We start from the raw sequence: 23,675 nt of genomic DNA, 5'->3' as shown, positions 1-23,675 counted from the left end.
CGGATGAAGAAATGAGCGATTTAGAAAACCGTATGATCGCGCTTCGGCGGGATTTGCACAGGCACCCGGAACTGGGCTTTCAAGAGACGCGAACCAAGTCGGTTGTCGCTGAACGGCTGCGCGCCCTTGGGATCGAAGTGCACGAAGGCGCAGGCGTTGTCGGTGTGCTTCGATCCGGCGGTGGCAACAAAGCCATTGGCCTGCGTGCTGACATGGATGCGCTTCCAATCACCGAAACCTCGTCCCATGACTATGTCTCGACCTCACCCGGTGTGATGCATGCTTGTGGCCACGATGGTCATACAACCATGCTGCTTGGGGCGGCAGAGCGTCTGGCGAAAGAACCTACCTTTGACGGTACGGTTGTTTTTCTATTCCAGCCAAACGAAGAGCACGGCCTGGGCGCGCGCGCGATGATCGACGACGGTGTGCTAGAACAATTTCCGGTCGAAGAAATCTATGCAATCCACAATTTGCCAGGCGCTCCAACCGGTCAGATTTCGACCCGCGCCGGTATTATCTGTAACAGTGAAACCCTGTTCGAGATCACGGTTAAAGGCCAGGGCGGTCATGCCTCGATGCCACAAACCGGCGTTGATGCAATTACCGTAGGGTCCGAGATTGTGGTGGCATTGCAGACCGTGGTGGCACGAAAGCTTGCGCCCGCCTCTGGCGCGGTAGTTTCCGTGACCGAATTCCTGACGGACGGCCAGCGAAATGTCTTGCCGGGCAACGCCACTCTCAAAGGAGATTTTCGCGCCAGATCGCCCGAGGACCGCAACGCCATCGAAGGTTTCATGCGTCAGATCACCGAAGGGATTGCGGCAGCACACGGCATTCAAGCATCGGTCAGCTTTGATACGCAGTTCGTCGAGACCATCAACGCCGCCACCCCGGCCCTTGCGGTATATCGCGCAGCCGAAGCCGCCGGTTGTGACCTGATCAAAGATCGGGCACCGATGAGTTTTTCTGAGGATTTCGCCCAGTTTTCGGCCGCCGTGCCGGGATGTTTCCTGTTGCTGGGCAATGGCGAGGCCGGGCCGCATGGCCAACCGCTCCATGCTTCTGACTATGATTTCAATGATGAACTGCTGCCGATCGGAGCTGAATTCTGGACCCGATTGGTTCAGGACCGGTTGCCCCCGCGAAAGGATCAAGAGTCATGAACGCCCCACGACGTGGTTTTGACCAACAAGAATTCGCAACGCGTACCGCAGCGGCCCAGACAAAGATGGCCGAAACCGGTATGGCGGGCATATTGCTGACAACTGAACCGGATGTGCGCTATTTCAGCGGGTTCCACACGCTGTTTTGGCAAAGCCCGACTCGCCCATGGTTCCTGTTCATCCCGGCAACCGGCAAGCCCATCGCAATCATCCCTGAGATCGGCGCAGACCTTATGCGGCGAACCTGGGTCACAGATATCCGCACCTGGGGCGCACCTGCACCAAAGGATGACGGTATCGGGCTGTTGACCGATCTGCTGGCGCCACATGCCAGCCGTGGTGAAACCGTTGGATTGATGAAGGGGCACGAAACCCATTTGCGGATGCCGCTTGGCGATTATGAGCGGCTGTTGGCGGGCCTGAATGGGCTAAAGATCACTGACGCGACCGAGATCGTCCGAGGCTTGCGAATGGTGAAATCCGAGGCCGAGATCGAAAAACTCACCTATATCTGCGCCATCGGGTCGCGCACATTTGAGCGGGTGCCCGAAATCGCCCGCGAAGGGCAGCCGCTTGAGGATGTGTTCCGCTCCTTTCGGCGCGAAGGGCTGGCGCAGGGTGCCGATGATGTTCCGTATTTGGTCGGCGGTGCGGATACGGGCGGCTATCACGACGTCATCTCGCCCCCGTCCCGCCGACCACTGGCGCGCGGCGATGTGCTGATGCTCGACACCGGTTCCAACTGGGACGGGTATTTTTGCGACTTCGATCGGAATTGGGCCATTGGCCGCGCCGATGACGCCTCACGCCATGCATATGATGTTCTTTGGCGCGCGACTGAGGCCGGGATGGCCGCAGCTCGCCCCGGAGCGACTTGCCGAGAATTGTTTCAAGCGATGCAGAAGGTGATCACGGAGCTCGACGATCAGGGTGGTGACGTCGGCAGGCTGGGTCATGGGCTTGGCATGCAGCTGACCGAATGGCCCTCGCACACCAGTTGGGATACAACCGAGATCGCCGAAAATATGGTACTGACCCTTGAACCATCGCTTGGCTATGGCGACGGTCGGGTCATGGTGCACGAAGAGAACATCGTCATACGTGCAAGTGGGGCGGAGCTTTTGACCAAACGCGCCGCGCCTGAACTACCAATCATCTGAGGCCAATCATGAAGCTTGATTTCGAAACAGACGAAGGCATTGGCACCCGCGCCAATCTGGGTGTGATTGTTCTTGAGACTGACGAGACGTTAGAGAACGAATTCTCTCGGATCATGTGCCTAGCTGGTGTCGCGCTCTATCACAGCCGGATTCCGATGGTGCCCGAAATCCGACCCGACACATTGGCACGGATGGAACAGGACTTGCCTGCGACGGCACGGCTTTTGCCACCATCGCTCAGCTTTGATGCAATCGGATTTGGCTGTACCTCGGCCTCGACCGTGATCGGGTCCGAGAATGTGGCCAAGGTGATAAAGACGGTCTGCCCGGATGCACGTGTGACAGATCCGTTGGCGGCAATCATCGCTGCCGGTCAGCATTTAGGAGCCCGACGATTGGGCTTCGTCACCCCCTATATTCCCGAAGTTTCCGCTGGGATGCGCACAAAGCTGGAACAGGCCGGTTTCGAAATCGCAGGTTTCGGGTCGTTCGAGGAAGGAAATGATCGCGTTGTTGCGCGGATCACAGAAGGGTCGATCCTTGACGCTATTGAAAAGGTCGCGGCTCAAGCGCCCTGCGATGCTGTCATTGTCTCTTGCACGAATCTGCGATGCCTTGACGTCATTGTTCAGGCAGAAGAAAAGATCGGGATTCCAGTCATTTCCAGTAATCAGGCGCTTGCCTGGCATATGCTTCGATTGGCCGGCATTGAGGACCTCAACCCTCAGTTCGGACGGCTCTTTGGATAGAGCGAGAAGGGTGTCCGCCTAGGGCGCTTTCGTTCAAGCAGGCGATTTGAGGCCAAGCGTTGCCAGAGTTGCAGCCATTGTCTGGCCCCAACGGTCCTGCAATGCGCTGTTTGTGTTGCGACGCAGGCCCATTGATTTCAACAGCTCGAACCGTTTCGGGTCATCGCCGCCGAAGGACACCGCAACCCGAGGCCACCAGTAAGTGACCGAGTTCTGCATGTCGTCCGCCGCACCGTTCTCGATCAGTTTGACCGCCCCTTCCAACGCCAGCTCGCCATGATGTGCCTCGACCGGGGCGATGGATCGGAAGGCTTCGGCCAGAGGCTGATACGAGATGGTGGAATACTCGGCCAGTTGTTCGGCCACCGCGCGGCTCATCAGCAGGTTCATGACTACAGCGTCCGTCCAGCCAGACAGCGGATAGTTGAACACCGCCAGACGCATGTCATGCTCGGACCGGGTGGCCCCTATATCCGCATCCCGCGACAAGCGCATGGTCCAAGGATGGTGATTGGCATAGCGTTCGGTATCTGCGCCAAATTCGCCCATGATGCTGAGAACACAATTTGCGTGGTCTGACTTTTCCAGCACGATCTTTGCGGCGGCGATCCGTTCCTTGATCCCCGGCCCCTGATTGATGATGTCGGCAAACCCGGCAGCCCCAGCCAGTTCGCTGTCGACAAATGTCGCCATCAGCTTCATCAGCTCGGCCCGATAGCGAGGCGGCACGTTCGATGGGTTGGTCAGAACACCGCCTGCGGCCAGATAGCTGTCGAGTGTCATTGAATCGGACATATCTGCCCCCTTTCTACCGGTCGTAATCGACGACCACGCGGTCTGTTACCGGATAGGCCTGGCAGCTTAGCACATAGCCTTTTTCCACTTCGTAATCTTCCAGCGCGTGATTGGCGAGCATCTCGACCTCACCCTCAAGCACCTTGCAGCGGCAGGTCGAACAGACACCCGCCTTGCAGGCAAACGGGGCATCCATAGCGTTTGCCAGGGCCGCCTCAAGGATGGATTGGTCCTTGGGTATGGTCACGGTCTGAGTGGATCCATCCAGCGTGATCGACGCGCTGCTTTGATTGCCCTGCGTACCCGTTTCTGCCGAAACGGGCTTAGCCTTGGCCCGTCCGGGCTGGGCGCTGGCGAACAGTTCAAACTTGATCTGGCTGTCATCCAGTCCGTGTTCGCGCAATGCGGCGGCAATGCCCAGCATCATCGGTTCCGGGCCGCAGATAAATGCGGTGTCGACATGGTCGATATCGACCCAATGTTTGAACAGCTGCGCGCATTTTTCCTGGGTCACCAAACCGGTGAACAGCTCGATCTCTTGTGAATCCGTCTCAAGAACGTGGATCACGTTGAGGCGACCCATATAGAGGTTCTTGAGGTCTTCGAGATCCTCGCGGAACATGATCGTGTTGATGCCCTTATTGGCATAGATAAGGGTAAAGCGTGATTGCGGTTCCTGTGCGAGGGTCGTTTTGAGGATCGACAGCACCGGCGTAATCCCCGAGCCCCCTGCAAAGCCCAGATATTGCTTTTCCGCACCCGCATCTATCGGAGTATGAAAGCTGCCCATCGGCGGCATTGCCTCGACGATGTCGCCGACATTCAGTTCAGTATTCGCCCATCCGGAAAAGGCGCCGCCTTCAACACGTTTGATGCCAACCTGCAGCACGCCTTCATCCTTGCCCGCGCAGATCGAGTAGGACCGGCGCAGTTCTTCGCCCTCAAATTCGCGACGAAATGTCAGATATTGACCGGCGGTGAAATCGAACTGATCTGCAGCGCCGTTCACAGGTTCCAGTGTCACCACCACCGCATCGCGAATGGTTTTGTGGATATCTGTGACTTTCAGGTCGTGGAAACGTGCCATCCGGTGGTCCTCCTCAGATGCACTTGAAATAGTCAAATGGTTCCAGGCAGTCGGTGCATCGCCAATGCGCCTTGCAAGGGGTCGAACCGAACTGGCTGACCTTCTCGACCGCTTTGCTACCGCAGCGCGGGCAGCGATCCGGGCCGCCCGCCGGTTGCGGTGGGGCAATGCCATAGTCCTCCAACCGGGCGCGGCCCTTTTCGCTGAGCCAGTCGGTGGTCCAGGCCGGGGCGATGCTGGTTTCGATCTGCACGTCACTGATCCCGCGATCGTGCAAGGCGGTTTCGATATCCAGGCTGATAATGGATGTTGCCGGACAGCCGGAATAGGTTGGAGTGACCGTCACCTTCAACGTCTCGTCCTGCCACTGCACATCGCGCACAATGCCAAGATCGACCACCGAAATCACCGGAATTTCAGGGTCAGGAACAGCATCCAGCCATTCCCAGATTTGTTTGGTCGATGCCCGATCCATCGGCGTTACCAGCTTGCTTCGGGATAGGCGCGTTGCAGCCACTGCATCTGTGTCAACAGATGACCCAGATGTTCCGTATGCATCCGCCCGTCACGCCCACCTTTATGGGCAAACGCGCCTTCCGGGATCGTCAAGGTCGCCTCGGACAGGATCCGCTGCACCAAAGCGTCAAACTCCGCGCTCAGATCCGCGGGGTTCGGCGCAATGCCCGCCGCGACCATCTCGGCGTCAACTTCGTCGCTGGTGAACATCTCGCCTACATACGGCCACAGGTAGTCCAGAGCCGACTGCATCCGGGCGTGGCTTTCCGCTGTTCCGTCCCCCAGACCAACCACCGTGTCGCCCGAGCGTTCCAGGTGATATGCCACCTCTTTACTGGCTTTCGCGGCAATGGCCGCGACACGGTCATCCGTAGAGTTGAGCAAGCGTCCCAGCATGATGGAATGCCATGCATCGAACAGGAATTGGCGCATCAGGGTCCGGCCAAAATCCCCATTGGGAACCTCGACCAGCAGCACATTGCGGAAATCCCAGGCATCGCGCAGAAAGGCCAGATCGTCAGCAGTTTTGCCGCCTTGGATTTCCCCCGCCAGACCCAACCACATCTGAGTCTGCCCGATCAGGTCCAAGGCCGTGTTGGCCAGTGCGATATCCTCTTCCAGCACCGGCGCATGGCCGCACCATTCGCTGACGCGATGGCCAAGGACCAGGTCGTTGTCGCCCATCCGTAGAAGGAATTGTACAAATGCCGTGTCCCGGTCCATCACATGGCCCCCACTTCATCGGGGATGTCGAAAAAGGTTGGGTGACGATAGACCTTGCTTTCGCTGGGCTCGTATAATGGGCCCTTGTCGCTGGGCGAGGAGGCCGAGATATTATTCGCCTCGACCACCCAGATCGACACACCTTCATTGCGGCGGGTATAGACATCGCGCGCGTTCTTGATGGCCATCTCCGCGTCAGGGGCATGCAACGAGCCGACGTGACGGTGGCTCATACCATGCTGACCGCGGATAAAGACTTCCCACAGGGGCCATTCGTTTTTCATCGGGTTTCCTCCTCAGGGTCGGCTTATTCGGCAGCCACTGTGCCAGAGCGTTTCTTTTCGGCATAGGCCATCAGCCCGTCGCGCACCCATTTGCCGTCGTCCCAGGCTTGGTTTCGGGCGGCCAGCCGGTCGGTGTTGCAGGGGCCATTGCCACTGATGACATCGAAGAACTCGGACCAGTCAGGTTCTGAAAAATCATAATGGCCGCGATCGTCGTTCCAATTCAGCTTTGGGTCAGGGATGGTCAGGCCCAGATACTCGGCCTGTGGCACAGTCTGATCGACGAATTTCTGACGCAGCTCGTCATTGGTGTTCATCTTGATCTTCCATTTCATCGACTGCGTCGAATGCACCGAGTCCTTGTCGGACGGTCCAAACATCATCAGCGATGGGTACCAAAAGCGGTTCAAAGCGTCCTGCGCCATTCGTTTCTGGTCCGGCGTGCCTTCGGCCATCTTGCGGATGGCGTCATAGCCCTGACGCTGATGAAAGCTCTCTTCTTTGCAGATGCGGATCATGGCGCGTGAATAGGGACCGTAAGACGTGCGCTGCAACGGCACCTGGTTCATGATCGCGGCGCCATCCACCAGCCAGCCAACGGCACCAACATCAGCCCAGTTCAGGGTGGGATAGTTGAAGATGGACGAGTATTTCATGCGCCCGTCCAGCAGCATTTCGGTGATCTCATCCCGGCTGACACCCAGTGTTTCGGCGGCGCAGTAAAGGTACAGACCATGCCCGGCCTCGTCCTGAACTTTTGCCAACAGGATCGCCTTGCGTTCCAGTGTGGGTGCCCGTGTGATCCAGTTCGCCTCGGGCAGTTGTCCAACGATTTCGGAATGGGCGTGCTGGCCGATCTGGCGGATCAGCGTCTTGCGATAGCCTTCGGGCATCCAATCCTTGGGTTCGATCTTTTCGTCAGCGTCTATGCGCGACTGAAAGGCAGCGAGCTTTGCAGGATCTTCCTGTGTCGCCTCGGACTTAACCATCTGAGCATACATGTCCCGTCATCTCCCCTATACGCGTTCAAGAATAAGCGCTGCGCCCTGACCGACGCCGACACACATGGTGCACAGCGCGTATCGCCCGCCCGTGCGCCGCAACTGATAGGCCGCGGTCATAACCAACCTTGCGCCGGACATGCCCAACGGGTGGCCAATGGCAATCGCGCCCCCATTCGGGTTCACCTGTGGCGCGTCGTCTGGCAGACCCAGTTCGCGCAGTGTCGCCAGACCCTGGGACGCGAAGGCCTCATTCAACTCTATCACGTCCATTTGCTCGATGCTCAGCCCGGCGCGGGCCAAAACTTTGCGGCTAGCCGGAACCGGGCCAATGCCCATGACACGCGGCTCAACCCCGGCGACAGACATGCCCACGACTCGGGCCATCGGGGTCAGGCCGTTCTTTGATGCTGCCGCCTCATTGGCCATCAAAATGGCCGCAGCGCCGTCATTGACGCCCGAGGCGTTGCCAGCGGTCACCGTCGTATCCGGCCCGTTGACACCTTTGAGACCAGACAGTTTGTCCACGGTAACATCTGGGCGCGGATGTTCATCCGTATCAACAATGATCGGATCGCCCTTGCGTTGCGGGATCGTGACCGGGGTGATTTCATCCCGGAACAGACCTGCCTCATGCGCGGCGGCCCATCGGGCCTGACTGCGCGCCGCAAAAGCATCTTGGTCATCGCGGCTGATACCAAAGTCTTCGGCCACATTGTCGGCCGTTTGCGGCATCGAGTCGATGCCATAGGCCTGTTTCATCTTCGGGTTCACAAAGCGCCAACCGATTGTGGTGTCATAGACCGCATTGCTGCGGGTAAAGGCCGAGGTCGCCTTGGGCATCACAAAGGGCGCGCGCGACATGCTTTCGACACCGCCGGCCACAGCCAGATCATAATCGCCCGCCTTGATGCCCCGCGCTGCCATTCCAACCGCATCCATTCCACTGGCGCACAATCGGTTCACTGTTGTTCCAGGCACATCAACCGGCAATCCAGCCAACAAGGCCGCCATCCGCGCCACATTGCGGTTGCTTTCACCCGCCTGATTGGCATCGCCATAGATCACATCATCAACGCTGGCCCAATCAACCTGCGGGTTGCGCTCTTTCAGGGCGGCCAATGGGATCGCGGCCAGATCATCTGTCCTGACTGACGACAAAGCCCCCCCATATCGCCCAATCGGAGTGCGCGTCGCGTCGCAAATGAATGCGTCCATCACTTAGTTCTCCTGTAGGTGCTGATCCGTATCATTGACCGCATGGTCGGTTTTTAGGGCGTCCATCGATTCGAGGCAAGCTTAATGTTACGAGTTCTTCTTCTTTTTTAGTTTTTATGTAACATTAAGCGCGAGAGATACGCCCGCAATGATCGCCGAATGACCAGCATCGGGCGGATCAGATAGGTGACGCTAAAGAAAACCTAGCTGTCCAGCTCGGCTTCCAAGGATGTTAAATCCGGGCGCGGCAGTTTTTCCAACAACTGAGATACAGCCGCCCGGCATGCAGGGCCTTTCCAGTCAGCGGGCAGAAACGCTGCAGGAAAGGCGGGATGGCGCAGAACAATACGGCGCCAATTATGCACGATCAGGACACGCAGAATGGCCGTCTTCATCGGGTCGCCCGCCCCCTCAGATGGCATCTCTTGGTCGATGATCTGTGTCGATCTCAAGAACTGATCATAGGCGGTTTTCAACGCCTCTGGCCCGCAGAGATCCCGAAGCCAGCCAGGAACAGAGATAGCGCTGCTTTCCACGCCCATCAGCTCTTCAAGACCCGCCGGAACCTGACCCGGAGCCATCGACGTTGCGGGATTGAGAGAGATGTAGTCCCCAGTCAGCATCAGGTCAGCCAATTCTTTGCGCGATGAGTCCGAATTGCTGGCGATAAGTACATGCCAGAGGCCGGGTTCCGGCGCTTCCTTGGCATAGATACGCGGTGCGGCGGTCACACTCTGATGACGGCCAAACGCGGTCAGGCGGTGAAAGCTGCTGCGCCCTTTGCGGGTGCTTTCAATCCAGCCATCCTTGCGCAGCCGATGCAGGGCAACACGCGTGGCTTCGGCCTTGATCCCGGCAAGGCTGGTCAGTGCGGTGATCACCGCACCACTTATCTGATCTGTTTCTTCCTGCGCCAGATCACCGAATATCGTCACCAGCACGGACCACACCCGTTGCGTACCCTCAGAGGTCAGATGGCTAACGCAGGTTTCAAACCAATCGGGGGCTGAATCTTTCATGCAGCAAGTATAATCGGGCCAGATCGAATTACCATCCGGCCCAAGAATCTTAGTAGGCCACCATGGTCAGCAGCTCATATTCGGCCACAGGCTCATCATCTTGCTGGGTCAGGGTGACATGCCAGCGCACCTCGCCATATTCATCATTGCGGCGGGTTTTCTTTTTAACCGTCAGGCGCACCTTGATGCTGTCGCCTGCCTCTACCGGTTTCATAAAGCGCAGGTTATCGAGCCCAGTATTGGCCAGGACCGGCCCCTCGTTCGGTTCCACAAAAAGACCCGCCGCGAATGACAGCAAAAGATATCCATGCGCGACCCGGCCCGGAAAGAACGGGTTACGCTCAGCTGCGGCCTGATCCATATGGGCATAGAAGGTGTCGCCGGTGAATTCGGCGAAATGTTCAATGTCTTCCATGGTCACGGTCCGCGGTGCGGTGTGGATCGTCTCACCAATGGCCAGATCGTGATAGCGGCGTGTAAATGGATGGGCTGGCGCATTGACCTCGGCTGCACCCGGCACCCATCTCTCGCCAATAGCTGTCAATATGTCCGGCGATCCTTGAATCGCCGTACGTTGCATATAATGCATCACACCGCGCACACCGCCCATTTCCTCGCCACCGCCAGCACGGCCGGGACCGCCATGGACCATATGCGGTAAAGGAGAGCCATGGCCTGTGGATTCTTTCATCGAGTCTCGGTTGTTGAAATAGAGCCGCCCATGATAGGCCCCTGCCCCCATAACAAATTTGCGGGCAACATCAGCATCATGTGTGATGACTGAGGCCACCAGAGACCCCTGCCCTCTGTTCGCCAGCTCAATCGCGTGGTCGGTATCGCGATAGCCCATGATTGTACTGACGGGCCCAAAGGCTTCGGTATCATGCACACGTAGCGCGGCATCGGGATCGCTGCAATGGAACAGCATCGGTGGCAGAAAGGCGCCCTTATCTGCATCGGCCCCATCGACCACGAAGTCGTCCGGGTTGCCAAAGACGCACTCGGCCTCGTGCCCTATAATCGCGGCCTTCTCCAAAACATCGCGCTTCTGACTGGCCGAGACCAGCGCACCCATTCGGGTGGTTTCCAGTTTCGGATCCCCGATGGTGGTCTTTGCCAAACGCGCGGACAGCGCCTCAATCACGGCCTGCACATGCGGCTCGGGCGCGATGATCCTGCGGATGGCAGTGCATTTCTGACCCGCCTTGGTGGTCATCTCGCGCTGAACCTCTTTGACGAACAAATCGAATTCGGGCGTTCCCGGCGCGGCATCAGGGCCCAGGACCGAGCAGTTCAAGCTGTCCTGCTCCGCCACGAACCGGACCGAATTCTCCAGGATTACGGGGTTCGCGCGCAGCTTCAGCGCCGTATCCGCCGAGCCTGTAAAGCTGACCACATCCTGCATGGTCAGGCGATCGAGCATGTCGCCCAGCCCGCCTGACACCAGTTGCAATGCACCGTTGGGCAATATGCCCGACTCGAGCATCAGCCGAACGCACAGCTCGGTCACATAGCAGGAATTTGTGGCCGGTTTGACGATAGCCGGAACCCCCGCCAGAAGAGTCGGAGCCAGCTTTTCCAGCATGCCCCAGACCGGAAAGTTGAAAGCGTTGATATGGATCGCAACACCTTTCAACGGGGTGCAGATATGTTGCCCCAGAAAGGTGCCATTGCGCGAAAGCTGCTCGACCTCGCCGTCGAGATAGACATGCCCGTCCGGCATCTCGCGCCGCCCTTTTGAGGCAAAGACGAACATCGTGCCAATACCGCCGTCAATGTCGATCAGATGATCCGCCTGGGTTGCGCCGGTATTGAAGGACAGATCGTACATCGCCTGCTTGTGCTTGCCCAGATGAACAGACAGCGCCTTGAGCATCTTGGCCCGCTGGTGAAACGTCATCTTGCGCAGCGCAGGACCACCAACATTGCGCGCATGATCCAGCATTCCCTGAACGTCCAAGGCGTTGTTTCCGGCTGTTGCGATCACCTCTCCCGTCACCGCGCTTGCGATGTTGCGGGCACCTGCCCCCGGCGCAATCCACTCGCCCGCAGCAAAACTGGAAATCTGTTGGATCGTCATAGGTTTCTCCTTACTCGCGGCAGGGCTAGCGCGCGGGGCATTTGCGATATCTTATTATTAACCGTACGGTCGGTCAATAAATTTCAGAACAAGCAGCACGGCTAGTTCAAACCTGCGCGGGCAGGTAGGCGAACCCCCGAAACCGGATACGCCCCCCACGCTGAGCACTTTCCGTGATCTGGTAATCAGGGACCCGGTTCAAAAACCGGCTAACGGCAACCCGACCTTCCATCCGGGCCAAGGTCAAACCAACGCAAGTATGCGGTCCGCCCGCAAACGCGTGGTGCTTGTTGGGACGGCGATCCAACATCATGTCATCGGGGAAATCAAATTGTCGCGGATCGCGGTTGGCCGCGCCGATGCAAAGATGCAGATCGGTTCCTGCTGGAATGACATGTCCGTGAAATTCCACCTCTTCAGTGGTCAGGCGATTGCCGAACTGGTTCGGGCTTTCCAGACGCAAAAACTCGTCCACTGCGGTAGAAATCAGGTCTGGATTAACCAACAGCTCGGTCCGCTTATCCCTGTGGCGGTCCAACAGATCCAAAGCGTTGCCTATCAGGTTTGTCGTGGTCTCATGCCCGGCATTCAGAATGAAGATGCAGTTCTGGTACAGTTCAACCTCGGTCAGGCCGCCCTCGGTGTCATCCTGTATCAACCTGGTCAAAACATCGGTCTCCGGGTTGCCCGGGTTGGCCCTGCGGTCGTCGATGATATCGCGCAGAAAGGCTTTGAACTCGCGGACTGCGCGGTTGCCCCAATCTTCCTGCTCGGGCGTCAGCTGCGGTTCCAACGCCCCGAGAATGGCCAAGGACCACTCACGCAACGGCTCACGCTCGGACCGAGGGATGCCCAGCAGGTTGCCGATGATCTCGATCGGGATCGCCCCGGCAAAATCCTCGATCAACTCAACTGTGCCCTTGGCCTGCATTTGATCCAGCAGCCCGTCGACAAGTTCAATCAGACCCGGCTCCATCTGCGCCAAAGCGCGCGGGTTCATCGCGCCGACCATCACCTTGCGGACACGCGAGTGCAAGGGCGGATCATTGAACACAAGACTGGTGGTGTGATGTTCAAACAATGGGCTATCCACCCCGTATTTGGGGCCAAACACGGCCTTCTTGTCCGAAATGAATCGCGTTGTGTCCCGATAGATGATGTCCAGATCCTGATGTCGTGACAGGATCACCGACCCATCGGGTTGCAGGCAGACGGGCGTATCTTCACGCAGCGCCCTATAGGTAGGATAGGGATCATCGTGGAACCCGTCAGGCAGCTTGGTCAGCGCAAACATCAGTGGCCCATCGCCCCCATCTGTTCCGGCAGAACCAGCACAAGCCAGGGCACCAGAACGATCAGGACCAGCCGGAAGATATCGGCGATCCAAAACGGCGTGACGCCTCTGAAGATCGTCCCGGTCGACACATCCCCGACCACACCCTTCAGAATGAACACGTTCAGCCCCACGGGCGGGGTGATCAGGCTGATTTCGGTGACGACGACCACAACAATGCCGAACCAGATCGGGTCATATCCCAGCGATGTGACCAGAGGAAAAAAGATCGGCACGGTCAGCAATAGCATCGACAGGGATTCAAAAACACACCCCAAAATGATGTAGATGCCCAGGATCATCAGGATCACCACAAAGGGCGCAACGTCATACGCTGTGACCATGGCGATCAGCGCTTCGGGCAAACCGGCGAGGTTGATGAAGTTCGAAAATATCTGCGCCCCGATCAGGACCGAGAACAGGGCCGCAGCGGTCGCGGTGGTTTCCTTCAAAACCTCGAATGTTGAACCCAGGCTAAGCCCGCCGCGCGACAAGGCAATCAAAAAGGCGCCCATGGCCCCCATCCCTGCCGCCTCGGTCGGGCTGAAGGTCAGGTTCAGCGGTTGAAAATCGAAGGCACCATAAAGCCCGCCAATGACCAGAAAGAACAGCAGCAACACGGCCCAGACCGAGCGCAAGGCCCTCAGGCGCTCGACCCAACCGTGGCGTTCGCCTGCCGGTCCCGCCTCTGGTTTGCGCCAGACGGTCCAGCGCACCGCGAGAAGATAAAAAAGAATGCCAAGCACACCGGGGATAATGCCCGCAACAAACAGTTTGCCAATCGAGGTTTCCGTCAGCAGGCCATAAATGACCAGGATCACCGAGGGCGGGATCAGGATGCCAAGCGTGCCACCCGCTGCAATCGACGCAGTCGAAAGCTCATCCGCATAACCATACCGGCGCATTTCCGGCATCGCGACCTTGGACATGGTGGCCGCGGTCGCCAGAGACGATCCGCAAATTGCCGAGAACCCGCCGCAGGCCGCGACAGTCGCCATGGCGATGCCGCCCCGGAAATGGCCGAGAAATGCATTGGATACCGCATAAAGCTCGCGCGCGAGCCCGCCTTTGTTCACGAACAGGCCCATCAGGATGAACAGAGGCACCACCGACAATCCGTAATCCTGTGCCGTATCGGTGATCTGGCGACCCACCATCGACATCGCCGCCTTCAAGCCGCGCTCCGAAAAGATGCTGCCGCCACGTTCGTAGGCGAACCCAAGCGTACCAACCAGACCCATCGCGAAGACGATAGGCAGACGCACCAGTACAAGCACCAGAACAAGGGCAAAACCGATAAGTGCGGCGGTCATTGAGAGGTCTCCGACAAGGATTGGGGGGAGAAGATAGTAATTAGGCCCGTGACAATCATCGCCATGGCCGTGATCGCAGTGAACCCGGCGATGAACCAGCCGACATAGAATACCGGGATCGACAGGTATTCAGTCACATCGCCATAGTCCCGTGCTCGCTCGGCAAGAATCCAGACGCGTTTGATCGGCCAGATGAGCATCACGCCCGACACAATATATACAACAGCGTCACGCGCTCGGCTCAGCCGCAAGCGGGAAAATACTCCGTCCGTCAGGTCGACGGCGATCTGACCCTTTCCGGCTGAGATCATCGGCAGAACCGAAAACACCATGATCGCCATGAGAATACGTGTCAGCTCAGTCGCTGCCTCAATCGGGGCGTTGAAGACAGAACGCAGTATGACGTCAAAAAAGGTCATCACCATCAGGATGAACAGCGCTATACAGGCCAGCAGCGTCGGAGCGATGCTGACGCGACGCGCAAAAGTCACGAGAGATTGCATGATTGGGTCCCGGCTGGTGAATTTGGCTGGCGAAGAGACCCCGCCAGCCGGACTGCGTTATTGGGCAGCCATTTCATTTACGATCATGTCATAGGCCGCCTGTGCGTCAACACCGGTGCCGTTGACCTCGTCAATCACCTTGGCGCGGACATCAACGGCGATCGCGTTGAATTTTTCCAGATCTTCCGCCGAGGCCGCGTTGATTGCGTTGCCCTCAGTGGCTTCGGTCGCCTCGCGGCCGATCCCGTCGATCTCGTCCCAGATCTTGCCGATTTCGCGGCTCAGCGGTTCACCGAACACATTCTCCTCCAGCGCCTGCTGCAGCTCAGGGGGCAGGTCGGCAAACGTTTCTTCGTTCATGATAAAGGCGAACGACCCGCGATACAGGCCGCCCGGAACCTCGTAAACGTTCTGGGCAACCTCGGTCAGCTTAAAACCCTTGCGGGATTCAAACGGCATGACAACGCCATCGGCTGCTTTCGAAGCAAGGGTCTCATAGACTTTCGGTGCAGGCACCTGGATGCCGGTCGCGCCAAGCGCTGTGCCGACGTCACCGCCAACCCCACCCGGGATACGGACCTTGAGGCCCGACACTTCATCCAGCGTGGTCACCGCGCTGCTGGAATGCAGCTGCGCCGGACCATGGGTATGCAGGGCGATCACTTTCACGCCGCGATGCTCGTCCGCGGCCTTGAGATGCGCGTCATAGGTGCGCCAATATGCAACCGATGCGGCCTCTGCCGAGCCTTCATATCCGGGCAGTTCTATCATCTTTGTGGTGACAAAGCGCCCCGGCTGGTAGCCGTGGAAAATGATCGAGGCATCCGCCGCGCCATCCATGATCAGATCCATCTGTGCTGGTGGCGGCGCGATGCCCAACTTCAGTTCGGCGGTGACCTGACCGTCTGTGGCCTCTTCAACCATTTCCACGAATTTTGGCCACATCTTCGCGTTGATACCGTGGGTCGGCGGCGCCCAGCTGGATATGGTCAGCGTATAATCTGCGGCCAGCGCCACGGTGCCCGAAACGGCCAAGGCGGCTGAGGCCAATAGCGTGCTCAAACTGTTGAATTTCATGGTTTTGTCTCCTCCCTCTGAAACATACATTGAATCTGCGTTAATAGTCCGTTTTGTAACCATCAATAGTCATGGTGATGTGGTCTGCCCCGCAATCCTCCAAGACCCGGGGCTTTCAGAGGCGACGGTCTCCATTATTCCCCGCGACAGCTGCGCCCCAATTTCATCCCGATAGTTCATCGGCCCCCCGCGCCAGCGCGGGAATCCGTAGCCATGGATCTGGACCATATCCACGGCCATCGCGTTTTCTGCGATACCCTCTTCGATGATCAATGCGCCCTCATTCGCAAGTACCGCCATCAAGCGCGACGAAATCTCGGTGCTCGTAAACGCGCGCCGGGTGATGCCATGTTCAGCCGAGTTGGCTTCGATCAAAGCCTCGACCTGTGTATCACGGATCGGCGTACGGTCGCCGTCAACATAACTATACCAACCTTTTCCGGACCGTTGCCCGAAACGCTCCATCTCGCAAAGCTGGTCGGCCACAGAGACATAGCGCTCATCCGGTGGGCGTGTTGCGGCATTGCGCTTGCGATTGGCCCATGAGATCTGAAGACCGGTCAGATCCTGCAATTCGTACGGACCCATGGGCATACCAAAGTCGCGCATGGCCTGATCCACTTGATAAGGCAGCGCACCATCTGCCAGCAGATAATCAGCCTCGCGCCGATATGCGGCCAGCATGCGATTGCCGATAAAGCCATCGCAAATGCCCGATAGGACCGCTACTTTGCCCAGCTTTTTGCCAAACGCAAATCCGGTGGCGATGACCTCTGGGTCCGAATACCCGGTATGTACGATTTCAAGCAGTTTCATGACATGGGCTGGGCTGAAGAAATGTAGACCTATACAGCGGGCCGGACTGTCGATACCGGCGAAAATCTGGTTTGGATCCAGATAAGATGTGTTGGTGGCAAGAATTGCGTTTGTGTCCATATGCCGGGCGAGTTCCGCGAAAACCTGCTGTTTGACAGATATGTCCTCGAACACCGCCTCAATGGCCAGTTGCGCATCCCGTGCGTCGGCATAGCTGTCAACGGCGCGAAAGGCGCTCAGGCGGCTCTGCATCTGCGCCTCAGTCAGCTTTCCCCGTTTGGCGGCGCCTTCGAGCAGGCCCTTAACACGCCCCAAGGCCGTCGCAGCGGCTTCGGCGTTCTGCTCAATCAACGTGACAGAAAACCCCCCATTCAGGGCGGCGGTTGCAATCCCGGCCCCCATCAGACCACCGCCGACCACCGCGACACGGCTAATGTCGCGCGGGGTTACGCCTCTGATCAAAGAAGGTTTGGACACGCTCCGTTCGGCAAAGAAAGCATGGCGAAGGGCCCTGCTTTCGGCACCTTGGCGCAGGGCCAAATGGCGGACGCGCTCTTTTGGCAAGGCATCGGCAAAGGGTTCGGTTGCCCACCCCAATGCCGTCAGATTTTCCAGCGGAGACTGCTGACCCTTTGACCGTTTCAAAAGTTCCGCGCGCGAAACCTCTATCAGGTCCGGTGCAAAGCTGGTGAGGCTACGCTGACTGACTGGCACTGGTCGCTGCGGCAGGTTGGCCGCAAAGGCCTCAACGGCAGCCTCAGGCTGTTCAGCGACAAGATCAAGGCCACCCAGCCCTAGTAACGCTTCTGCAGTCAGGATCTTGCCCCGGCAGGCCATGTCAATCGCGGCCTCCATCCCCACAAGACGGGGAATACGCTGGGTGCCCCCTGCCCCGGGGATCAGGCCGACATTGACCTCTGGCAGACCAAATCTGGTGCCCGACGCGGCAATGCGCCAAGCGCAAGCCATGGCAATCTCGAACCCGCCGCCCAGAACAGTACCGTGCATGCAGGCGATAAAGGGAACTTCACTGTCTTCGATCATCTGTACTACGTCAGGCAGATGTGGCTCAACCGGTGGGGCGTCGAACTCTGACATATCGCCACCGGCAACAAAGGTTTTACCCGCACATCGCAGGACAGCCACGCGCGCGCCTTTGATGGCACCTACCGCGTCGGCCAACCCCTGACGCACCGCAGCGGATGTCGCGTTCACTGGCGGATTGTTGATCGTTACCCAGGCAACGTCACCCTTCCGCTCAACGCTCACCACCGGCGATTTTGCCATAACCCATCCCTTTGATTTGCTCAGATTCGGCTTGCGTTTATATATTGACCAACCGTTCGGTTAATGCAATCATAAAGTTGAAACGATACCGGCCGAGGCAGTGATGAGCGATACGATTCTTGTAGAAAATCACGGGAACTGGGTCGAGATTACGTTGAACCGTCCAGACAAGCTGAATTCGTTCAACGAAGACATGCATCATGCGCTTCAGACTGCCTTGAATTCCGCGCGCGATACAGGCGCGCGGGCAGTGCTGCTGACGGGCGCCGGGCGTGGCTTTTGTGCCGGCCAGGACCTTGGCGACCGCGATCCGTCGAAAATGGACGGGCCACCGGATCTGGGCAAGACCGTCCGCAGTTTCTATGCCCCTTTGGTGCGGCTGATCCGGTCGCTGAACTTCCCTGTCATCTGCGCGGTGAATGGTGTCGCTGCCGGCGCCGGGGCCAATCTGGCACTGGCCTGCGACATGGTTCTGGCAGCGGAAAGCGCGAAATTCATCCAGAGCTTTTCTAAGGTCGGCCTGATACCGGACACTGGCGGCAGCTGGCACCTGCCCCGCCTTTTGGGCGAGGCGCGCGCCAAAGGGCTGGCCTTTACCGCACAGCCGCTGCCAGCCAAACAGGCCGAAGACTGGGGCCTGATCTGGAAAGCCATACCCGACGATCAGCTATTAGCAGAGGCTCGTACGCTGGCTGATCAACTGGCCAATGGCCCGACCCTTGGGTTGGGCAAGACCAAACACTGTATCCAAGCAGCGGCGACGACCTCTTTGTCTGTTCATCTGGAACTCGAGGCTGATGCGATGAAAATCTGCGGCGAAAGCGCGGATTATGCCGAGGGCGTGTCCAGCTTTCTTGAAAAGCGCGCGCCCAATTTTCAGGGTAAATGACGATGACACCAAAGGAACGTGCCAGCAAATCAGCCGCTGCGATGTGGGCGAGTGACGAAGCCAGCAAATGGTTTGGCATGGAGCTTGTCGAGGTGGACGAAGGCTGCGCAGTTCTGGCGCTGACCGTCGTTGCGCATCACTGTAATGGGCACGGCATGTGCCATGGCGGCGTGACCCATGCCCTGGCCGACAGCGCCTTCGCCTTTGCCTGCAACAGCCGTAATCACGCGACCGTTGGCCAGCACACGATGATGAGCTATCTCGCCCCCGGCAAGCTGGGGGATCGCCTGACGGCCACCGCGACCGAGGTCTCGGTTACGGGTCGCAGCGGCATCTATGACGTGCGCGTCACCAATCAAGACAGCAACGTGGTCGCCGAATTCCGCGGCATGTCCCGCGCGATTGGTGGCACGAATTTTCAAGAATAGCTTCGCGACCGAAGGAGTAACGCGATGGAGGACCTGTCCCCTAACAAAGCTGACCTGGACCCGATCGAGATCGCCTCGGTTGACGAAATCCGCGCCACTCAGTTGGAGCGTCTGAAATGGTCCCTGCGTCACGCTTACGAAAACGTGCCGATATACACCCAGCGCTTCGACGATGCCGGCGTGCATCCAGATGACCTGCAACAGTTATCTGACCTTTCGAAATTTCCCTTCACCTACAAGAACGACCTGCGTGACAACTACCCGTTCGGCATGTTCGCCGTGCCGCGCAGCCAATTGGTTCGGCTGCACGCCTCATCCGGGACAACCGGCAAGCCAACCGTTGTGGGCTATACCAAAGGCGATATCGACAACTGGGCCGATCTGGGTGCTCGGTCGCTGCGGGCCGCAGGTCTGCGCAAGGGCGATATCGTGCATAACGCTTATGGCTATGGCCTGTTCACCGGGGGTCTGGGCGCGCATTACGGCATCGAACGTCTAGAGGCGACCGTGGTTCCGATGGGTGGCGGGCAAACCGAAAAACAAGTTGGTTTAATCACAGATTTTCAACCCGATGGGATCATGGTGACCCCATCCTACATGCTCAACATCCTCGAACAATTTCATAAGGTGGGCCTTGATCCGCGCGAAAGCTCTCTGAAGGTTGGTATCTTCGGCGCGGAGCCCTGGACCGACGCGATGCGCTCGGAAATCGAGGCTGCATTCGACATGCACGCGGTCGACATCTATGGCCTGTCGGAAATCATGGGGCCCGGCGTTGCCAGCGAATGCGTCGAAACCAAGGATGGCCCTGTGATCTGGGAAGATCACTTTCTGCCAGAAATCATCGACCCCGCCACCGGCGAAGTACTGCCCGACGGTGAAACTGGTGAGCTGGTCTTTACCACCCTGACCAAAGAAGGGCTGCCGATGATCCGCTATCGCACGCGCGATCTGACCTGCCTGCTGCCCGGAACGGCCCGTTCCATGCGTCGCATGGCCAAGATCACCGGCCGCAGCGACGACATGATGATCCTGCGCGGCGTCAATGTCTTTCCCAGCCAGATCGAGGAACAGGTCATGGCGACCGGAGGCCTTGCGCCTTATTACCAGGTCGAGCTGTATAAATCCGGCCGGATGGATGCCATGCGGGTCTTTGTCGAAGCCTCTCCGGGATCTACCGATGAAATGTCCAAGACGGCGGCCGCCCGAATGCTGACCAAACGCATCAAGGACATCGTTGGAGTTTCAACTGAAATTGTTGTAGGTGAGCCGGGCGACGTCGAACGCTCTCAGGGCAAGGCGAAGCGCGTCATCGACAACCGCGATAAGGATTAAGCCTTGGCCCGGACAATCGCAAAAGACCACGACCAAAAGCGGGAACAAATCCTGAAAACGGCAGCCAAAGTATTTGCCGACCAGGGGTTTGATCGCGCTTCGATGACCCTTTTGGCCAATGAGTGCGGAATCTCCAAGGCTAACATCTACCACTATTACGACAGTAAGGATGCCATCCTGTATGACATCCTCGAAACCTATCTGCGCGAGCTGCGCGACCGCATTTGCGAGGTCGATTTGACGGGTCTTACACCCGAGCAAAAGCTGCGAAAGACCGTGCGTGAGATCCTGTTCGCTTATCAGGGTGCGGATGATGAACACCGGGTGCAGATCAGTGGCATGAACGCCCTGCGCGACGATCAGCAAAAGCTCTTACGAGGGTATCAGCTGGATCTAGTGAATTTCGTCCGGGACATCCTGAAAGACCTGTCTCCGGACTCGTTTGGCGATGACAAGGACAAGCTGCGCGGTGCCACGATGTCGGTTTTTGGCATGCTGAACTGGTATTATATGTGGAACACAGGCGCAGGCACCAAAGCACGTGAGGATTACGCTGATCTGGTCAGCACCCTAACGCTCCACGGAATACGCAAACTCTAGACCCAGGACGGGCCGCTTCGCAGGACAGTTGCCTAACAGAATAATTTTGGCTCACCCCCCAATTCCGATCCATACCATTGGGTCAGAAATAGGGGGATAAGCCTGCTTTCAATCTGTTACAGCTGGATGCGGAAGGCCGCAAAGCCATCTGCGCCCTCACCGGCATCCTCGATCGAAACACCTTTGACGTCACTCATATAGTCACGCGCCTTCGGGCCTGTTTCGAACAGGACCGTGGTGCCGTCCAGCGGCGCAAACGACCAGTTGGCATCTGCTTTGGGGTCAATCGTGCCCTGTTCGACGATATAGCGGACAATCACGTCGCGGTTGGTGTCCGGCGCCTCGAACACAACCGTGTCGCCCATCGCGCCGGGGAAAGATCCGCCACCGGACGCTCGGTAATTGTTGGTGGCGATAATGAACTCCATGTCATCCGTGACCGGAGAACCATTGAAGGCAAGGTCCACGATCCGGGCCGCGCCAGGGTTGACCTCTTCACCCTTGGGTCCAAACCGCGATGGCTGGGACAGGTCGATCTGATAGGTGACGCCGTCCATCACGTCGAAATTATAGGACGGAAACTCTGGGTTCAGCAGGACCGCGTCGCTTGCGCCCGGTTCGACCTGATTAAACATTCCGGCAGACCTCTCCAGCCAACCTCGGACCTGCGCTCCGTTCACCCGTACGGCGCGAACGGTGTTGGGATATAGATAAAGGTCGGCCACATTCTTGATGGCAACGTCACCCACCGGGACATCGGTGTAATACTCCGGGCCACCACGACCGCCGGCCTTGAAAGGCGCCGCGGCTGACAATATTGGCAGGCCTTCGTGTTCCGTGCCCTTCATCATTTCTTCGACGTACCATTTCTGCGCTATCGACACGATCTGTACAGATGGATCATCCGCTACCAGCGCGAAATAGCTGTGCAGCGGGGCCGACGTCTTGCCGACCGCTCTGCGCACATAGGCTAGTGTTTCGTCGTGATCTTTCGCGACCGAGGCCAGCACGGCCTGATCATCCTCGACCAGCGCCGTGATCGAGCGATCTTCGTTGCGAACCGAAATCGGGCGTGCCTCAGAAGTTGTGGTCACCACACGCCACTCGTTCCCATCGCGCTCCAGCAGCAGGTCCAGAAGGCCAAGATGTGATCCCCAGAACCCGCCCATGACGGCGGGTTTGCCCATCAACGTCCCTTTTGCAACGTCAATACCGGGACGGTCGGCAAATGTCTCGGACGGGAAAACAAGGTGGTTGTGACCGGTCACCAGCGCGTCAATCCCGTCAACACCGGCCAGCACGACCGAGGCGTTTTCCATACCGTCGGAATGGTCGGCATCGCCAATCCCCGAATGCGAAAGCGCGATAATCAAGTCGCAGCCCTGCTCTTTCATCTCAGGCACATAGGCCTGCGCTGTCTCGACAATGTCGCGGGCCTGCACGTTGCCTTCGAGATGCTTGCGGTCCCAGTTCATGACTTGCGGCGGCGTAAACCCAATGACGCCGACCTTGATCGGGTGTTTGCTGCCATCGCCCATTTCAATCTGGCGGTCGAGAATCGCATAGGGTTTGACCAGCGTTTTATCCTCACGCGGGTTTGCCCCCTGTTCCTTTGCGACGTTGGCCAGTACAATCGGGAAATCCGCGCCAGCAAGCGCCTTTTCCAAAAAGTCCAAACCGTAGTTGAATTCGTGATTGCCCAATGTGGCGGCGTCATAACCGACTGTGTTGAAGGCGGTGATAATCGGGTGGCTGTCGCCCTCTTTCATCCCCCGCTCATAGGCGATGTAATCGCCCATTGGGTTGCCCTGCAGAAAGTCTCCGTTATCGACCAGCAGAGAATTCGTCGCCTCGGACCGGATGCCGTTGATGATCGAAGCGGTGCGGGAGAGGCCTACCGTGTCGCGAGGCTTGTCGGCGTAATAATCATAAGGGAAGACATGCACATGAATGTCCGTCGTCTCCATTATCCGTAAATGCGCCTGATTATTGGCAGCCGCCGCAGAAAAAGGGTGAAGTGTAATGGCCGCGGCGCTGGCGGTGGTGGTCGCAAGGAACTGACGGCGGGACATCAAGCTGGGGTTGGAAAATGGCATGTGACACCTTTCATTTTCGTTTGTCGACGCGACTTGTGCAGGCCCTGCGAAACAGTGGTGTGACACTGGCTGGCAGGTCCTGCCACGCGTCGAACTGGGCATGAACCAAGTCAGTTTGCCCACAAGTTTCAGGGCGCGTAAAGCAATCCCGGGGTCTCAATTCGATTTTTGTAAAATCTTGCCAATGCCCAAAGCCGCGT

22 protein-coding genes are annotated in these 23,675 nt (G+C 58.1%); 7 read left to right on the top strand and 15 right to left on the bottom strand.

The window, feature by feature from the left end:
• The first annotated feature begins 11 nt into the window (after window positions 1–11).
• The 3 genes from AC2FHW_RS07530 to AC2FHW_RS07520 are packed head-to-tail and all read left to right on the top strand — an operon-like array spanning window position 12 to window position 3,075.
• Window positions 12–1,166 carry an amidohydrolase gene (locus AC2FHW_RS07530; RefSeq protein WP_496676863.1) on the top strand — a complete coding sequence of 385 codons (1,155 nt, stop codon included), beginning with the start codon at window positions 12–14 and terminating at the stop codon, window positions 1,164–1,166.
• Window positions 1,163–2,326: a M24 family metallopeptidase gene (locus AC2FHW_RS07525; protein ID WP_281972863.1), complete on the top strand. Its 1,164-nt coding sequence runs from the start codon at window positions 1,163–1,165 to the stop codon at window positions 2,324–2,326. Before AC2FHW_RS07530 ends, AC2FHW_RS07525 begins: the two co-directional genes overlap by 4 nt.
• An 8-nt stretch (window positions 2,327–2,334) precedes the next feature.
• Entirely contained in the window at window positions 2,335–3,075 is a 741-nt protein-coding gene (locus tag AC2FHW_RS07520; protein ID WP_142639862.1) for a maleate cis-trans isomerase family protein, read from the top strand.
• Window positions 3,076–3,108: 33 nt separating this feature from the next.
• On the opposite strand, the gene AC2FHW_RS07515 is transcribed toward AC2FHW_RS07520, so the two are convergent.
• The 14 genes from AC2FHW_RS07515 to AC2FHW_RS07450 all read right to left on the bottom strand — a co-directional run bounded on the left by AC2FHW_RS07515 (window position 3,109) and on the right by AC2FHW_RS07450 (window position 18,127).
• Window positions 3,109–3,870, bottom strand: coding sequence for a Phenylacetic acid catabolic protein (locus tag AC2FHW_RS07515; RefSeq protein ID WP_271949049.1), 762 nt, complete (start codon window positions 3,868–3,870; stop codon window positions 3,109–3,111).
• Between the two features lie 13 nt (window positions 3,871–3,883).
• The gene (locus AC2FHW_RS07510) at window positions 3,884–4,957 is read right to left on the bottom strand and encodes a 2Fe-2S iron-sulfur cluster-binding protein (RefSeq protein ID WP_496728818.1); all 1,074 of its coding nucleotides are present in this window, start codon (window positions 4,955–4,957) and stop codon (window positions 3,884–3,886) included.
• Window positions 4,958–4,970: 13 nt separating this feature from the next.
• On the bottom strand, window positions 4,971–5,432 hold the full coding sequence (gene paaD / locus AC2FHW_RS07505) for a 1,2-phenylacetyl-CoA epoxidase subunit PaaD (protein ID WP_142639942.1): 462 nt from the start codon (window positions 5,430–5,432) through the stop codon (window positions 4,971–4,973).
• A 5-nt stretch (window positions 5,433–5,437) separates the two neighbouring features.
• Complete coding sequence (gene paaC / locus AC2FHW_RS07500) at window positions 5,438–6,196, bottom strand: 1,2-phenylacetyl-CoA epoxidase subunit PaaC (protein WP_271949058.1); 759 nt, start codon at window positions 6,194–6,196, stop codon at window positions 5,438–5,440.
• On the bottom strand, window positions 6,196–6,480 hold the full coding sequence (gene paaB, locus AC2FHW_RS07495; RefSeq protein ID WP_142639870.1) for a 1,2-phenylacetyl-CoA epoxidase subunit PaaB: 285 nt from the start codon (window positions 6,478–6,480) through the stop codon (window positions 6,196–6,198). Before paaB ends, paaC begins: the two co-directional genes overlap by 1 nt.
• Before the next feature lie 23 nt (window positions 6,481–6,503).
• The gene (gene paaA / locus AC2FHW_RS07490) at window positions 6,504–7,481 is read right to left on the bottom strand and encodes a 1,2-phenylacetyl-CoA epoxidase subunit PaaA (RefSeq protein ID WP_271949060.1); all 978 of its coding nucleotides are present in this window, start codon (window positions 7,479–7,481) and stop codon (window positions 6,504–6,506) included.
• Between the two features lie 15 nt (window positions 7,482–7,496).
• On the bottom strand, window positions 7,497–8,699 hold the full coding sequence (gene pcaF / locus AC2FHW_RS07485; protein ID WP_271949063.1) for a 3-oxoadipyl-CoA thiolase: 1,203 nt from the start codon (window positions 8,697–8,699) through the stop codon (window positions 7,497–7,499).
• Between the two features lie 203 nt (window positions 8,700–8,902).
• A complete protein-coding gene (locus AC2FHW_RS07480) occupies window positions 8,903–9,718 on the bottom strand; it encodes a PaaX family transcriptional regulator C-terminal domain-containing protein (protein ID WP_271949065.1) in 816 nt (271 codons plus the stop codon).
• Between the two features lie 49 nt (window positions 9,719–9,767).
• Entirely contained in the window at window positions 9,768–11,798 is a 2,031-nt protein-coding gene (paaZ, locus tag AC2FHW_RS07475; RefSeq protein ID WP_271949067.1) for a phenylacetic acid degradation bifunctional protein PaaZ, read from the bottom strand.
• 106 nt (window positions 11,799–11,904) lie between these two features.
• Complete coding sequence (locus AC2FHW_RS07470) at window positions 11,905–13,092, bottom strand: cytochrome P450 (RefSeq protein ID WP_496821721.1); 1,188 nt, start codon at window positions 13,090–13,092, stop codon at window positions 11,905–11,907.
• A complete protein-coding gene (locus AC2FHW_RS07465; protein ID WP_271949071.1) occupies window positions 13,092–14,444 on the bottom strand; it encodes a TRAP transporter large permease in 1,353 nt (450 codons plus the stop codon). The genes AC2FHW_RS07470 and AC2FHW_RS07465 overlap by 1 nt, the downstream gene beginning before the upstream one ends.
• Entirely contained in the window at window positions 14,441–14,947 is a 507-nt protein-coding gene (locus AC2FHW_RS07460; protein WP_496691527.1) for a TRAP transporter small permease, read from the bottom strand. The genes AC2FHW_RS07465 and AC2FHW_RS07460 overlap by 4 nt, the downstream gene beginning before the upstream one ends.
• Window positions 14,948–15,004: 57 nt before the next feature.
• A complete protein-coding gene (locus tag AC2FHW_RS07455) occupies window positions 15,005–16,024 on the bottom strand; it encodes a TRAP transporter substrate-binding protein (protein WP_271949076.1) in 1,020 nt (339 codons plus the stop codon).
• Window positions 16,025–16,093: 69 nt separating this feature from the next.
• Complete coding sequence (locus tag AC2FHW_RS07450) at window positions 16,094–18,127, bottom strand: FAD-dependent oxidoreductase (RefSeq protein ID WP_496821719.1); 2,034 nt, start codon at window positions 18,125–18,127, stop codon at window positions 16,094–16,096.
• A 103-nt stretch (window positions 18,128–18,230) separates the two neighbouring features.
• Here AC2FHW_RS07450 and paaG point away from each other — a divergent pair, with 103 nt between their 5' ends.
• The 4 genes from paaG to AC2FHW_RS07430 are packed head-to-tail and all read left to right on the top strand — an operon-like array spanning window position 18,231 to window position 21,379.
• On the top strand, window positions 18,231–19,016 hold the full coding sequence (gene paaG / locus AC2FHW_RS07445) for a 2-(1,2-epoxy-1,2-dihydrophenyl)acetyl-CoA isomerase PaaG (RefSeq protein WP_496821717.1): 786 nt from the start codon (window positions 18,231–18,233) through the stop codon (window positions 19,014–19,016).
• A 2-nt stretch (window positions 19,017–19,018) separates the two neighbouring features.
• Window positions 19,019–19,444, top strand: coding sequence for a hydroxyphenylacetyl-CoA thioesterase PaaI (paaI, locus tag AC2FHW_RS07440; protein WP_142639944.1), 426 nt, complete (start codon window positions 19,019–19,021; stop codon window positions 19,442–19,444).
• Between the two features lie 24 nt (window positions 19,445–19,468).
• Window positions 19,469–20,779, top strand: coding sequence for a phenylacetate--CoA ligase PaaK (gene paaK, locus AC2FHW_RS07435; RefSeq protein WP_142639891.1), 1,311 nt, complete (start codon window positions 19,469–19,471; stop codon window positions 20,777–20,779).
• Window positions 20,780–20,782: 3 nt separating this feature from the next.
• Window positions 20,783–21,379, top strand: coding sequence for a TetR/AcrR family transcriptional regulator (locus AC2FHW_RS07430; protein WP_142639893.1), 597 nt, complete (start codon window positions 20,783–20,785; stop codon window positions 21,377–21,379).
• A 116-nt stretch (window positions 21,380–21,495) separates the two neighbouring features.
• Here the strand turns inward: AC2FHW_RS07430 and AC2FHW_RS07425 are convergent, their stop codons facing one another.
• Window positions 21,496–23,475 (bottom strand): bifunctional 2',3'-cyclic-nucleotide 2'-phosphodiesterase/3'-nucleotidase, encoded by a 1,980-nt coding sequence (locus tag AC2FHW_RS07425; RefSeq protein WP_282021800.1) that lies wholly within the window; start codon window positions 23,473–23,475, stop codon window positions 21,496–21,498.
• Window positions 23,476–23,675 lie beyond the last annotated feature (200 nt).

Source organism: Ruegeria sp. YTSA108, assembly GCF_059610185.1.
Note: the sequence above shows the minus strand (reverse complement) of the source record. Positions and strands in the feature narration are given on the sequence as shown.

Excerpts from the sequence above, each read along its gene's own strand:
- AC2FHW_RS07530 (WP_496676863.1), top strand. The coding sequence starts at position 12 with ATGAGCGATTTAGAAAACCGTATGATCGCGCTTCGGCGGGATTTGCAC.
- AC2FHW_RS07525 (WP_281972863.1), top strand. The coding sequence starts at position 1,163 with ATGAACGCCCCACGACGTGGTTTTGACCAACAAGAATTCGCAACGCGT.
- AC2FHW_RS07520 (WP_142639862.1), top strand. The coding sequence starts at position 2,335 with ATGAAGCTTGATTTCGAAACAGACGAAGGCATTGGCACCCGCGCCAAT.
- AC2FHW_RS07515 (WP_271949049.1), bottom strand. The coding sequence starts at position 3,870 with ATGTCCGATTCAATGACACTCGACAGCTATCTGGCCGCAGGCGGTGTT.
- AC2FHW_RS07510 (WP_496728818.1), bottom strand. The coding sequence starts at position 4,957 with ATGGCACGTTTCCACGACCTGAAAGTCACAGATATCCACAAAACCATT.
- paaD (WP_142639942.1), bottom strand. The coding sequence starts at position 5,432 with ATGGATCGGGCATCGACCAAACAAATCTGGGAATGGCTGGATGCTGTT.
- paaC (WP_271949058.1), bottom strand. The coding sequence starts at position 6,196 with ATGGACCGGGACACGGCATTTGTACAATTCCTTCTACGGATGGGCGAC.
- paaB (WP_142639870.1), bottom strand. The coding sequence starts at position 6,480 with ATGAAAAACGAATGGCCCCTGTGGGAAGTCTTTATCCGCGGTCAGCAT.
- paaA (WP_271949060.1), bottom strand. The coding sequence starts at position 7,481 with ATGTATGCTCAGATGGTTAAGTCCGAGGCGACACAGGAAGATCCTGCA.
- pcaF (WP_271949063.1), bottom strand. The coding sequence starts at position 8,699 with ATGGACGCATTCATTTGCGACGCGACGCGCACTCCGATTGGGCGATAT.
- AC2FHW_RS07480 (WP_271949065.1), bottom strand. The coding sequence starts at position 9,718 with ATGAAAGATTCAGCCCCCGATTGGTTTGAAACCTGCGTTAGCCATCTG.
- paaZ (WP_271949067.1), bottom strand. The coding sequence starts at position 11,798 with ATGACGATCCAACAGATTTCCAGTTTTGCTGCGGGCGAGTGGATTGCG.
- AC2FHW_RS07470 (WP_496821721.1), bottom strand. The coding sequence starts at position 13,092 with ATGTTTGCGCTGACCAAGCTGCCTGACGGGTTCCACGATGATCCCTAT.
- AC2FHW_RS07465 (WP_271949071.1), bottom strand. The coding sequence starts at position 14,444 with ATGACCGCCGCACTTATCGGTTTTGCCCTTGTTCTGGTGCTTGTACTG.
- AC2FHW_RS07460 (WP_496691527.1), bottom strand. The coding sequence starts at position 14,947 with ATGCAATCTCTCGTGACTTTTGCGCGTCGCGTCAGCATCGCTCCGACG.
- AC2FHW_RS07455 (WP_271949076.1), bottom strand. The coding sequence starts at position 16,024 with ATGAAATTCAACAGTTTGAGCACGCTATTGGCCTCAGCCGCCTTGGCC.
- AC2FHW_RS07450 (WP_496821719.1), bottom strand. The coding sequence starts at position 18,127 with ATGGCAAAATCGCCGGTGGTGAGCGTTGAGCGGAAGGGTGACGTTGCC.
- paaG (WP_496821717.1), top strand. The coding sequence starts at position 18,231 with ATGAGCGATACGATTCTTGTAGAAAATCACGGGAACTGGGTCGAGATT.
- paaI (WP_142639944.1), top strand. The coding sequence starts at position 19,019 with ATGACACCAAAGGAACGTGCCAGCAAATCAGCCGCTGCGATGTGGGCG.
- paaK (WP_142639891.1), top strand. The coding sequence starts at position 19,469 with ATGGAGGACCTGTCCCCTAACAAAGCTGACCTGGACCCGATCGAGATC.
- AC2FHW_RS07425 (WP_282021800.1), bottom strand. The coding sequence starts at position 23,475 with ATGCCATTTTCCAACCCCAGCTTGATGTCCCGCCGTCAGTTCCTTGCG.